Source organism: Pseudomonas sp. App30 (assembly GCF_047947025.1).
In the GTDB taxonomy this organism is placed as follows: domain Bacteria; phylum Pseudomonadota; class Gammaproteobacteria; order Pseudomonadales; family Pseudomonadaceae; genus Aquipseudomonas.
Genome location: NZ_CP133165.1, coordinates 5199443 through 5211938 on the forward strand (window position 1 = coordinate 5199443; position 12496 = coordinate 5211938).

The window sequence follows — 12496 nt, forward strand, 5'->3', positions numbered from 1 at the left end:
TGCGATGGGGGAGGGCAAGCGTGGCCGCGCGAAAAAACCATAAAAAAAGCCCGCATCGCGCGGGCTTCTTTTCCGGATCAAGCTAAGCGGTCAACCCGCCACCAACACCCGAATCGCTTCCAACCGCAACGCCGCCTTCTCGAACATCGCCAGCCCCTGTTCACGCTGCTTGCGCAGTGCATCCAGTTCGCTGGTGCGCACGGTGGGGTTGACGGCCTGCAGGGCGGTCAGGCGGGCCAGTTCTTCTTCGGTTTCGGCGGCCAGGCGGCGCTTGGCTTCGGCCACGCGTTCCAGGTGGCGCGGCAGGACCTTGGTCTCGCCGGCGTTGATGCGCGGGGTGAGGACGTCGCGCTGGGCCTGGATGAACTTGTTGGCGCTGGCCTTGGGCACGCTTTCCAGCTGGTCGTTGAGGGTGGCGAACGAGACGCGCGACGACAGGTCGTTGCCGTTGGCGTCCAGCAGGCAGCGCAGCGCCTGGGGCGGCAGGTAGCGGCCCAGTTGCAGGGCGCGCGGGGCCACCACTTCGCTGACGTACAGCAGTTCCAGCAGCACGGTGCCGGGCTTGAGCGCCTTGTTCTTGATCAACGCCACGGCGGTGTTGCCCATGGAGCCGGACAGCACCAGGTCCATGCCGCCCTGCACCATGGGGTGTTCCCAGGTGATGAACTGCATGTCTTCACGCGACAGCGCCTGGTGGCGGTCGTAGGTGATGGTCACGCCTTCGTCATCGCCCAGCGGGAAGCTGGCGTCGAGCATTTTCTCGCTCGGCTTGAGGATCAGGGCGTTGTCGGAATGGTCTTCGCTGTCGATGCCGAAGGCGTCGAACAGGGTTTCCATGTAGATCGGCAGGGCGAACTGGTCGTCCTGTTCCTCGATGGCGGCGACCAGCGCCTTGCCTTCGCCGCCACCGCCGGAGTTCAGCTCCAGCAGGCGGTCGCGGCCGGTGTGCAGCTCGCTTTCCAGGCGCTCGCGCTCGCCGCGGGCCTCGGCCACCAGGGTGTCCCAGTTGTCTTCGTCGCCGCCTTCGAGCAGCGGCAGCAGGCGCGGGCCGAACTGGTGCTGCAGGGCGTTGCCGGTAGGGCAGGTGTTGAGGAACGCGTTCAGCGCCTCGTGGTACCACTGGAACAGGCGCTCTTGCGGGCTGTCCTGCAGGTACGGCACGTGCAGTTCGATGACGTGCTTCTGGCCGATACGGTCCAGGCGGCCGATACGTTGCTCCAGCAGGTCCGGGTGGGCCGGCAGGTCGAACATCACCAGGTGGTGGGCGAACTGGAAGTTGCGGCCTTCACTGCCGATTTCCGAGCAGATCAACACCTGGGCGCCAAACTCTTCGTCGGCGAAGTAGGCGGCGGCGCGGTCACGCTCGAGGATGTTCATGCCCTCGTGGAACACCGTGGCCGGGATGCCGGAGCGCACGCGCAGGGCGTCTTCCAGGTCCATGGCGGTCTCGGCGTGGGCGCAGATCACCAGCACCTTGGTGCGCTTGAGCATTTTCAGCTGGTCGATCAGCCATTCGACGCGCGGGTCGAAGCGCCACCAGCGGTTTTCCTCGTCGGTCTCGGCCTGGGCCTGGAAGGCCACTTCCGGGTACAGCTCGGCGTGTTCGCCCAGCGGCAGCTCCATGTACTCGTCCGGGTTGGCCAGCGGGTACGGGTGCAGCTTGCGCTCGGGGAAGCCCTGCACGGCGGCGCGGGTGTTGCGGAACAGCACGCGGCCGGTGCCGTGGCGGTCCAGCAGTTCGCGGATCAGGCGCGCGCTGGCCTCGGCATCGCCGTCGTTGACGGCGGTCAGCAGGGCCTCGCCCTCGGCACCCAGGAAGTTGTGGATGGTTTCGTGGGCCTTGGGCGACAGGCGCCCCTTGTCCAGCAGCTCCTGCACGGCTTCGGCCACCGGGCGATAGTGCTCGCTCTCGGCGCGGAAGGCGGCCAGGTCATGGAAACGGTTCGGGTCCAGCAGGCGCAGGCGTGCGAAGTGGCTGTCCTGGCCCAGCTGTTCCGGGGTGGCGGTGAGCAGCAGCACGCCGGGGATGACCTCGGCCAGTTGCTCCACCAGCGCGTACTGCGGGCTGGCCTTGGTCTCGTGCCACACCAGGTGGTGGGCTTCGTCGACGACCATCAGGTCCCACTCGGCGGCGAACAGCGCGTCCTGGGCCTTCTCGTCCTCGGTCAGCCACTCCAGCGAGACCAGCGCCAGTTGCGCGTCCTCGAAGGGGTTGGTGGCGTCGCTTTCGATGAAGCGCTCGCGGTCGAACAGCGCGACTTCCAGGTTGAAGCGGCGGCGCATTTCCACCAGCCACTGGTGCTGCAGGTTCTCCGGCACCAGGATCAGCACGCGGGCGGCACGGCCCGACAGCAGTTGGCGGTGGATGATCAGGCCGGCCTCGATGGTCTTGCCCAGGCCTACTTCGTCGGCCAGCAGCACGCGCGGGGCGATGCGGTCGGCCACTTCGCGGGCGATGTGCAGCTGGTGGGCGATGGGTTGTGCGCGCACGCCGCCCAGGCCCCACAGCGAGGAGGTCAGCTGCTTGCTGGTGTGCTCCAGGGTGTTGTAGCGCAGCGAGAACCAGGCCAGCGGGTCGATCTGGCCGGCGAACAGGCGGTCGCTGGCCAGGCGGAACTGGATGAAGTTCGAGAGCTGGGTCTCGGGCAGGGTGCAGGGTTGGTTCTGCGCGTCCAGGCCGTGGTACACCAGCAGGCCGTCGACGTCCTCGACTTCCTGGACGGTAAGCTTCCAGCCTTCGAAATGGGTGATCTGGTCACCTGGAGAGAACCGCACCCGGGTCAGCGGCGCGTTGCGCAGGGCGTATTGGCGAGTGTCGCCAGTGGCCGGGTAGAGCACGGTCAACAAGCGACCGTCCTGTGCCAGAACGGTGCCAAGACCTAGCTCTGCTTCGCTGTCGCTAATCCAGCGTTGCCCCGGTTGATACTGCTGCGCCATGCTGCCTGACTCCCGCCATGAAAAAGCCGACTATGGTACCGGATGATGGGGCTCAGGGCCAAAGAGTCTCGTCGGGAAGCTGCTCACGCCGATTGCACTAAACTGTTTGTGACGGAGTCGATACTTCAAGGAGAAACCTTTCAAGCCGAACCACCTGCCGCCGTTACCCCGGCAACAGGAGAACTCGAACATGTTGCCACCCATCCTTCCACTCAGCGTAGTCCCGGTGACGTCGCAGTTGGACCCGGTCAGACCAGCGCCCACGGTGATCGCGCCGGTGGCGCCCACGCAGCCGACGTCGGACGAGAGCGAGATCGACCTGCGCCAGCGTGACCAGGAAACCGCCGCCCTGCTGCTGCGCGAGGAAGCCGAGCGCCAGCGCCGCCGCCAGCGCCAGCGCGAAGAGGCCGAGAACGACCCCGAGGCGCATTTGCCGGTGCCGGGCCACGAACTCAACGCCGACAACACCGTGCCGGTGGCACCGTTGATCGACGACGAACCGCGCCAGGGCCTGTGGGTGGACATCGAGGTTTGATCCGGCGGGCGTCTGCCGCCATTATGAAGGCCTATTTCGCCCCACCTGACGTAGTGACCATGAGCCAGGACGACAAGCTGATCGACTTCTCCGCGGAGCGCGCCAAGCGCGTCCACGACCTCAACGACAAGCGCCTGAACGACATGCGCCAGCAGTTCGAGCAGGCCATGCCCCTGGGCGCGGCGAAGAAAAAGCCGAAGAAAAAGCCCAAGAAGCGTTGAAACCTTGACCTGGGTCAGTTTCCCCTGGCCAGGGCTTCGCTAATCTTTGCTCCATCGAACGCAAACGCGGTTTGCGCTTCAACAGAGCACGCAAGGCATTTAGGGCGACTTCGGTCGCCCATTTTTTTGCCCTTCAATAACCGCTTGGAAATCCCCCCCCAACACAAACTGTCCGTGGCAAGTTGCAAGAGGTGTAGCAGCAACTGTCTTGTGGGAGCTGGCTTGCCAGCGAGCTTTTATGGCCCCAACAGCTCGCTGGCAAGCCAGCTCCCACAGGATGTAGCAGCCTGGCGGCAGCTGCTACATCTCTTGCAACGTGCAATGGCTTGATTCAATGCTTGCCGCCAGCCCAGAAGACGGTGCAGGCTCATGGGCGGACCGCCGCCGTAGCTATTCACAGTGGTTTTACCCAAACGTCGGCGACGGACAGCGATATTAGATAACGCTCATCGCCAGGATTATTCGGATCGTCGAAGCGCCTAATTCCCAACATGACCTGATACTTGTTGTGCGCATTCCAAAAAGTTTTTCCACTTAGGCTGTTTCTTTGCAGTCGGTCTCGCCAGGTTAGGGTGTCTGCAATGGGTGGGAAGTCGTCAGGTCGGGTGGGTGTCCAACCGGTTCGGTGCCACTGTTCCTGCAAGTCGAGCACGATTTTAAGAGCGTCTCCGAATAGCAGTGGTTCGATTTGAGGGGACAGTCGCACGCTGTTAATCAAGCCGTTGTCGTAAAGCACCGTAAAGAAACGGGCCAGGGGGGTGACAAATCCATATTGGGCGTCCATGAAATTCAAGCGAGTGTCAGAATCTGGAACGCTGAACCATGTTTCGCCTGGGAGTGCAGGGCTGATGTAGGCAGTGGACCGCTGGCGCATGTCCTCATAAGGCTCGCCGATGACTAAAGCAATTTCGGGGTCGTCCGAAAAAACCTTGAATGTGATCAGGAACAGTATCGCCAGGGCAATCATCACGTGCCTCCAGCCCAAGTGTTGTTTCAGGCTCATGGAACAGCGAGCGTGTCATACGCTTCCCAAGGTTTTACCCAAGGCTCTGCAAGCGACAGCGAGATGAGATAGCGCTCTTCACCAGGGTGTCGGCTGTCGGCAAAGCGCCCAACCATTAGCATGATTTGATACTGGTCGCCTGCTTGCCAGTAGGTTTTTATCCCGTTACGGCTTTGCTGAATTCTCTCTTGCCAGGCAGGGGTACCAGCGATAGGTGGGAATTCATCAGGTCGGGTGGAAGTCCAGCCTGTTCGGCGCCATTGGTCCTGCAAGTCCAGCGCGACCTTCAGGGTTTCGTCGAGTAGGAGCGGTTCGATTTGTGGGGACATTCGCACGCTGTTAATCAAGCCTTTGTCGTAGATCACCGTAAAAAAACGGGCCAGTGGCGTTACAAATCCGTAGGTGGGGTCGATAAAGTTCAGGCGTGCGTCGGAGTCCGGGATGTTGAACCATATTTCTCCGGGGAGTGCAGGGGGGATGTAGGCACTGGATCGCTGACGCATGTCCTCATAGGGTTCGCCGATGACTAACGCAATTTCGGGGTCGTCCGAAAAAGCTTTGAACGTGAACAGGAACAGTATCGCGAAGGCAATCAATGCATGCCGCCACCCCAGAAGATGTAGCGTGCTCATGGTGCAACTGGCGCCGAATAACCTTCCCAAGGTTTCACGAAAGGCTTTGATACCGCCAGCGAGATGAGATAGCGCTCTTCATCCGGGCGCCTGCGGTCGGTAAATCTGCCGATATCCATGACGACCTGGTATCGATCTTCTGCCTGCCAATACGTAGTGATGCCTGTGCGTCTTTGTCTAAGGCGCTCTCGCCAGGCAGGCGTGTCGGCGATGGCTGGAAAATCCCCCGGCCGGGTGAGTGTCCACCCGGTTCGACGCCATTGGTCCTGTAAGTCCAAAGCAATTTTGAGGGTTTCGTCGAGTAGGAGTGGCTCTGTTTGAGGAGACATTCGCACACTGCCGATCAGCCCCTCGTCGTACATGACAACAAAGAAGCGGGCCAATGGCGTCACAAACCCATAGTGGGCATCCATGAAGTTCAAGCGGGCGTCGGACTTGGGAATGCTGAACCAGCTATGGCCCGTAAACGCGGGTGCAATGGATGCGCTGGAACGTCGGCGCATATCCTCAAAAGGCTCGCCAATGACCAACGCTATTTCCGGGTCATCCGAAAGTACGTCTACCGTGATCAGAAAAGGCACTGCCAAAGCAATCAATGCATGCCGCCAGCCCAACCGGGTTATGCGGGTCATGGCTCCATCCCTGCCGAAGCGATATTGCGCAGGGATTGTTCTATGAGAGTGCGGCTGCTGCTATTGAGCAGGTGATCGAACCTCGTAGCAGCGTTAAGCACGAACGGCATACGCTGGTTGATATCCGACAGGTCGGCAAACGGGTTGTTGCCGAAACTTATGGTGCGCTCATCATCGATTCGTCGGCACTGGTTGGCTAGCGTTAGCTCAATCGCTTGCGCGGCGCCGGACGGGAATCCAATCACGAACGAGAGATGGTTGCCTCTTAACAGGCGCACAAACTGTGAATTGCCATACATGACGGGTTGCAGGATATTGACCTGTTCATGCTTGGCGAGAGATTCGACGCTGTTCGCAATTTTCCCTGACTCAATTGCACGAAACGTTTCCAGAACCTCAGTACGAACTCGGCCAAACGCCAACGTCTCCCGCTGAACCAGCCACAGCACCGGATGCTTCTTGTACAGTTCAACACGAACCGGCAAACACCCCTCCAACGCCCCCAATCCCCGCTCCCGATAAAAAAGATGCAGCGGATAAACATCCAGGAACAGCGTGGTATTCCCCATCGCCAGCATGTCGTACACATGCTGCAACTGCTGCTGCACCAGCGATAACGGCTCGCCCGTGCGCCGCAGGTCGATATTTGGCACCGGGTTGTTGTCGCGGGCGGCTTGATGTTCGTGCCGGCTCTGCTTGAACGCGTCGACTTTCTCCCGCCGCTCCCGCTCGCTGCGGCTGCTGAACAGCCCGAAGAAGCCGCGCCGGGCGCTTTGCTCCAGGTGCTGGCGGGTGTCATGTTCGGCCTGAACCTTCTCGATGGACTCGGCTGCGTGCAGCAGGCCGCAGCCCACCTGTTTGGAGGCGAAGGCCGCCAGGCCGGCCCACTGGAAGCGCGGGTCTTCACAATCCGCCCCGTGCTGGCGCAGGCCGGGCAGTCTACCTCGTCGCCTTCGCGGGCCATTGGCTGGTCATTGATGGTGCTGCGGCTGGAGCCCGAAGTCACGGTGCCGCCAGCGGTAGTACGGGCACCCACGGTGATGTGGTAGCGCTGCATGGCTGACGCGTCCTTGTTTGTGTGCAGGGACGGTCACGCTAGGGCAGCAGTCGGGAGGGAAAAATCAGATGTTTCGCGATGAGGCGTAGGAAAGGTCTTGAAGTAAGGTTGTAGCCGCTGCCAGCAGGCAGCGGCTACCTCGTCATCAGCCGATGGTAATGGCCGGCGGGCTTACCAGGTTCACGGTCTGCTCCTTGCGCGGCGCCAGGATCTCGGCTTCGCCGTCCACCACCATCTCGTCACGCTGGTTGTACACCTGGGTGGCGATGCGCACGCGGAATTTCGGCAGCTTTTCCAGGATTTCCAGGCGCACGGTCAGGGTGTCGCCAATTTTCACCGGCTTCTGGAAGCTCATTTTCTGGCCCAGGTAGATGGTGCCCGGCCCAGGCAGCTCGCAGGCCACGGCGGCGCTGATCAGCGCACCGCTGAACATGCCGTGGGCGATACGCTCCTTGAACATGGTGGCGGCGGCGAACTCGGCGTCCAGGTGCACCGGGTTGTGGTCGCCGGACATGGCGGCGAACAGCTGGATGTCACGCTCTTCGACGGTCTTGCTGAAGGTGGCTTTCTGGCCCACTTCGAGGGCTTCGTACGGGGTGTTGGTGACCTGGGTCATGGGTGACTGTTCCTTTTCGTCAGTAGTGCGGTTATTCGCTGCGTGCCGGGCGCTGGATGGCCAGGGCCCGCTGCAGCCAGGCGAGCAGGTCGGCGGTGACCTGCTCGCGGTTGAGTTCGTTGAGCACTTCATGGCGGGCGTCAGGGTAGAGCACAAGCTCCACCTGGCGGTTGCCGGTGCGCCCCAGTGCACGGGCCAGATCAGTGAGACGCTTGCCCTGGCTGACCGGATCACATGAACCGCCGATGATCAGCAGCGGCAGGCCGCGATCGATCTGCGCAAGACTGCCCGGCTGGCTGATTTGCGCCAGGCCTGCCAGCAGGTCGAGCCATAATTGATTGGTGCAGCGGAAGCCGCACAGCGGGTCGGCGATGTAGCGGTCCACCTCGGCCGGGTCGCGGCTCAGCCAGTCGAACGCGGTGCGGGTGGGCTTGAAGGCATTGTTGAACGAGCCGAACGACAGCCATTCGATCAGCGCGCTGCGCCCGCGCGGGCCCTGGCGCAGGCGTTCCAGGCGGGCCACCAGGCGCGCGGCACGGTAGAACAGCGCCGGCTGGTAGTTGGAGCCGCTGAGAATGGCGCCCTGCACGCTGGCGCTGTGGTGCAGCAGGTAGCCCTGCACCAGGTAGCTGCCCATGCTGTGGCCCAGCAGGAACAGCGGCGCGCCGGGGTGGGCCTGGCGAGCGTGGCGGGCCAGCACGGCCAGGTCGTCGAGCACGCGGTTCCAGCCGTTGGCGTCGGCGTAGTGGCCCAGCACGCCGCCTTCGGCGGTGTGGCCGTGGCCGCGCAGGTCCGGGGCGTACAGCGCCAGCCCGGCCGCTACCAGCGCCTGGCCCAGGCGCTGGTAGCGGCCGCCATGGTCGGCCATGCCGTGCACCAGCAGCACCACGGCCCTGGGCGGCGCCTCGGGCCGCCAGGCATGGACGTACAAACGGCAATCATCACTGGCTTCAAGCCAGAACGCCTCGGCGGGCATGGCGGTTCCTTGCACGGTGCGGTGGGGACGAGCTCATTGTATAGCCCATGGCGCGAATCCAGCGCGGCGCAGCATTTAGATTCACGATGTTAATGACGGCACCTGGCGTGTTTGCCAGTGCTTGCTTAACTGCTAACGTCGGCAAAGCACCGGCCGCTGCGTACGGAATGGGCGGCCTGAATCGGCTCAGGCAAGAGGACAATAATAATGCAAGCTGAATTCTGGAACGATAAACGCCCCGCCGGGGTGCCCACCACGCTGGACCTGGGGGCGTACAAGTCGGTGGTCGAGGTGTTCGAGCGTTCCTGCCGCAAATTCGCCGACCGCCCGGCCTTCAGCAACCTGGGCGTGACCCTCACCTACGCGGAGCTTGAGCGCCATAGCGCGGAATTCGCCGCCTACCTGCAGCACGAGACGGACCTGGTGCCCGGCGACCGCATCGCCGTGCAGCTGCCCAACGTGCTGCAATACCCCATCGTGGTGTTCGGCGCCTTGCGCGCGGGCCTGATCGTGGTCAACACCAACCCGCTGTACACCGCCCGGGAAATGCGCCACCAGTTCAAGGACTCCGGCGCCCGCGCGCTGGTGTACCTGAACATGTTCGGCAAGCTGGTGCAGGAAGTGCTGCCCGACACCGGCATCAGCTACCTGATCGAGGCGCGCATGGGCGACCTGATGCCCGCCGCCAAGGGCTGGCTGGTGAACACCCTGGTGGACAAGGTGAAGAAGAAGGTGCCGGCCTTCGACCTGCCCCAGGCCATCTCGCTCAAGCGCGCCCTCGGCCTGGGCCGCGGGCACACGCCGACGCCGGTGCCGCTGACCCTCGACAACATCGCCGTGCTGCAATACACCGGCGGCACCACCGGTCTGTCCAAGGGCGCGATGCTCACCCACGGCAACCTGGTGGCCAACATGCAGCAGGTGCTGTGCTGTTTCGAGCAGACCGACGAGCACGGCGTGAAGATCCTGCGCGAAGGCCAGGAGGTCATGATCGCGCCGCTGCCGCTGTACCATATCTATGCGTTCACGGCGAACTGCATGGGCATGATGGTCACCGGCAACCACAACGTGCTGATCAGCAACCCCCGCGACATCCCTGCGTTCATCAAGGAACTCAAGCAGTGGCAGTTCACCGCGCTGCTGGGCCTCAACACGCTGTTCGTGGCGCTGATGGAGCACCCCGGTTTCAAGGACCTGGACTTCTCCCACCTCAAGGTCACCAACTCCGGCGGCACGGCGCTGGTGAAGGCCACCGCCGACCGCTGGGAAAAGCTCACCGGCTGCCGCATCGTCGAGGGCTACGGCCTGACCGAGACCTCGCCGGTGGTCAGCACCAACCCCTATGGCGCCGCCGCGCGCCTGGGCACCGTGGGCCTGCCGGTGGTGGGCACGCAGTTGAAGATTATCGATGACCAGGGGAACGAGCTGCCCGGGGGCGAGCGTGGCGAGCTGTGCGTGAAGGGCCCGCAGGTGATGAAGGGCTACTGGCAGCGCCCCGACGCCACCGCCGAGGCGCTGGACGCCGAGGGCTGGCTGCGCACCGGTGACATCGGTGTGATCGACCCCGACGGCTTCGTGCGTATCGTCGACCGCAAGAAGGACATGATCATCGTCTCCGGCTTCAACGTGTACCCCAACGAAATCGAAGACGTGGTGATGGCCCACCCCAAGGTGGCCAACTGCGCCTGCATCGGCATACCGGACGAGCGCTCGGGGGAGGCGGTGAAGCTGTTTGTGGTGCCGCGTGAAAGTGGCGTGAGCCTCGAGGAGCTGAAGGCCTACTGCAAGGCCAACTTCACCGGCTACAAGGTGCCCAAGCACATCGTGCTGCGCGAGTCGCTGCCGATGACGGCGGTGGGCAAGATCCTGCGGCGTGAGTTGCGGGATATTGCGTGAGGCATGACGCGGCCTGCGGCCGCTGCTACAGGGTTTTGTAGCAGCGGCCGCAGGCCGCGTCCCAGCACAATAGTATTTTTACTCTAAAAATGACTACTGGAATTCATAGAGTCATTTCCGTGACCGGTCGGGCCAATTCGGCCTCTATGCGACCTTTTCCAAAGCTGCTACTCTCGGCGCGCTTTCGATCGATCGGTGCTTCACGTACCGTGATCACCTATCAATAATAATCGCATACGAAGCGGTGATGAATTCGCTGTGCTGGAGGAGTGGGCTTCCATGATCGAAAATTTCTGGAAGGATAAGTACCCAGCAGGTATTGCTGCGGACATCAATCCTGATGAGTACCCGAACATTCAGGCTGTATTGAAGCAGTCCTGCCAGCGCTTCGCCGACAAGCCGGCGTTCAGCAACCTGGGCAGGACGCTCACCTACGGTCAACTCTACGAACTGTCTGGCGCCTTCGCGGCGTACCTGCAACAGCATACCGACTTGCAGCCCGGTGATCGAATCGCCGTGCAGCTGCCCAACGTGCTGCAATACCCGGTGGTGGTGTTCGGTGCGATTCGCGCAGGCCTGATCGTGGTCAACACCAACCCGCTGTACACCGCACGGGAAATGGAACACCAGTTCAACGACTCCGGCGCCAAGGCCCTGGTGTGCCTGGCCAACATGGCCCACCTGGCGCAGCACGTGGTGCCCAAGACCTCGGTCAAGCACGTGATCGTCACCCAGGTCGGCGACCTGCTGCCGCCGGTCAAGCGCCTGCTGGTCAACAGCGTGATCAAGTACGTGAAGAAGATGGTGCCGGCCTATCACCTGCCCACCGCCGTCAAATTCAACGACGTGCTCGCCAAGGGCCACGGCCAGCCCGTGCGCGAAGCCAACCCCAACGCCGAAGACGTCGCCGTGCTGCAGTACACCGGTGGCACCACCGGCGTGGCCAAGGGCGCGATGCTCACCCACCGCAACCTGATCGCCAACATGATGCAGTGCAAGGCGTTGATGGCCTCCAACCTCAACGAAGGGTGCGAGATCCTCATCACGCCGTTGCCGCTGTACCACATCTACGCCTTCACCTTCCATTGCATGGCGATGATGCTGATCGGCAACCACAACATCCTGATCAGCAACCCGCGCGACCTGCCGGCCATGGTCAAGGAACTGTCGAAGTGGAAGTTCAGCGGCTTCGTCGGCCTGAACACCCTGTTCGTGGCGCTGTGCAACAACGCCGACTTCCGCAACCTCGACTTCTCGGCTTTGAAGGTCACCCTGTCGGGCGGCATGGCCCTGCAACTGGCCGCTGCCGACCGCTGGAAAAGCGTGACCGGCTGCGCCATCTGCGAAGGCTACGGCATGACCGAGACCAGCCCGGTGGCGTCGGTAAACCCTATCCAGAACATCCAGGTGGGCACTATCGGCATTCCGGTGCCGTCCACCCGCTGCAAGGTCACCGATGACAGCGGCCGCGAACTGGCCCTGGGCGAAGTGGGCGAGCTGTGCGTGAAGGGCCCGCAGGTGATGAAGGGCTACTGGCAGCGCCAGGACGCCACCGACGAGATACTCGACGCCGAGGGCTGGCTGAAGACTGGCGACATTGCGGTGATCCAGGACGACGGCTACATGCGCATCGTCGACCGCAAGAAGGACATGATTCTGGTGTCCGGCTTCAACGTCTACCCCAACGAGCTGGAAGACGTGCTGGTGACCCTGCCGGGCGTGCTGCAGTGCGCGGCCATCGGCGTGCCGGACGAGAAGTCCGGCGAGGCCATCAAGATGTTCATCGTCGCCAAGCCGGGCGTGACGCTGACCAAGGACCAGGTGATGGAGCACATGCGCGCCAACGTCACCGGCTACAAGGTGCCGCGCTCGGTGGAGTTCCGCGACGGCCTGCCGACCACCAACGTCGGCAAGATCCTGCGCCGTGAACTGCGTGACGAGGAACTGAAGAAGCTGGGCCTGAAGAAGATAGCCTAACCCTGTAGCCGCTG

Annotated in this window: 11 protein-coding genes and 1 pseudogene; 4 read left to right on the forward strand and 8 right to left on the reverse strand. The window is 62.7% G+C overall.

From position 1 onward, the window contains the following. Positions 1-90: 90 nt before the first annotated feature. A complete protein-coding gene (gene rapA / locus RAM80_RS24020) occupies positions 91-2937 on the reverse strand; it encodes an RNA polymerase-associated protein RapA (protein WP_416422902.1) in 2847 nt (948 codons plus the stop codon). Between the two features lie 190 nt (positions 2938-3127). On the opposite strand from rapA, the gene RAM80_RS24025 reads away from it, so the two are divergent. Together RAM80_RS24025 and RAM80_RS24030 are read left to right on the forward strand one after the other, a co-directional pair. Then, the gene (locus tag RAM80_RS24025; RefSeq protein WP_416422903.1) at positions 3128-3472 is read left to right on the forward strand and encodes an aspartate-semialdehyde dehydrogenase; all 345 of its coding nucleotides are present in this window, start codon (positions 3128-3130) and stop codon (positions 3470-3472) included. 59 nt (positions 3473-3531) lie between these two features. Continuing rightward, on the forward strand, positions 3532-3693 hold the full coding sequence (locus tag RAM80_RS24030) for a hypothetical protein (RefSeq protein WP_416422904.1): 162 nt from the start codon (positions 3532-3534) through the stop codon (positions 3691-3693). A gap of 394 nt (positions 3694-4087) precedes the next feature. Here the strand turns inward: RAM80_RS24030 and RAM80_RS24035 are convergent, their stop codons facing one another. From RAM80_RS24035 to RAM80_RS24065, 7 genes and pseudogenes are all read right to left on the reverse strand, one after another. Beyond that, positions 4088-4660: a hypothetical protein gene (locus tag RAM80_RS24035; RefSeq protein ID WP_416422905.1), complete on the reverse strand. Its 573-nt coding sequence runs from the start codon at positions 4658-4660 to the stop codon at positions 4088-4090. 32 nt (positions 4661-4692) lie between these two features. Further along, positions 4693-5328, reverse strand: coding sequence for a hypothetical protein (locus tag RAM80_RS24040; RefSeq protein WP_416422906.1), 636 nt, complete (start codon positions 5326-5328; stop codon positions 4693-4695). Further along, positions 5325-5960, reverse strand: a complete 636-nt coding sequence (locus tag RAM80_RS24045) for a hypothetical protein (RefSeq protein ID WP_416422907.1) — start codon at positions 5958-5960, stop codon at positions 5325-5327. The genes RAM80_RS24040 and RAM80_RS24045 overlap by 4 nt, the downstream gene beginning before the upstream one ends. Next, complete coding sequence (locus RAM80_RS24050; RefSeq protein WP_416422908.1) at positions 5957-6814, reverse strand: DUF2515 family protein; 858 nt, start codon at positions 6812-6814, stop codon at positions 5957-5959. Before RAM80_RS24050 ends, RAM80_RS24045 begins: the two co-directional genes overlap by 4 nt. Before the next feature lie 101 nt (positions 6815-6915). Further along, positions 6916-7017 (reverse strand): annotated as a pseudogene (locus tag RAM80_RS24055) (hypothetical protein); the annotation flags it as partial. Between the two features lie 145 nt (positions 7018-7162). Next, entirely contained in the window at positions 7163-7633 is a 471-nt protein-coding gene (locus RAM80_RS24060; RefSeq protein WP_416422909.1) for a MaoC family dehydratase, read from the reverse strand. A gap of 31 nt (positions 7634-7664) precedes the next feature. Beyond that, a complete protein-coding gene (locus tag RAM80_RS24065; protein ID WP_416422910.1) occupies positions 7665-8609 on the reverse strand; it encodes a lysophospholipase in 945 nt (314 codons plus the stop codon). A gap of 207 nt (positions 8610-8816) precedes the next feature. On the opposite strand from RAM80_RS24065, the gene fadD2 reads away from it, so the two are divergent. Continuing rightward, a complete protein-coding gene (fadD2, locus tag RAM80_RS24070) occupies positions 8817-10505 on the forward strand; it encodes a long-chain-fatty-acid--CoA ligase FadD2 (protein WP_416422911.1) in 1689 nt (562 codons plus the stop codon). A 279-nt stretch (positions 10506-10784) separates the two neighbouring features. Beyond that, a complete protein-coding gene (gene fadD1, locus RAM80_RS24075; protein WP_416422912.1) occupies positions 10785-12482 on the forward strand; it encodes a long-chain-fatty-acid--CoA ligase FadD1 in 1698 nt (565 codons plus the stop codon). Positions 12483-12496 lie beyond the last annotated feature (14 nt).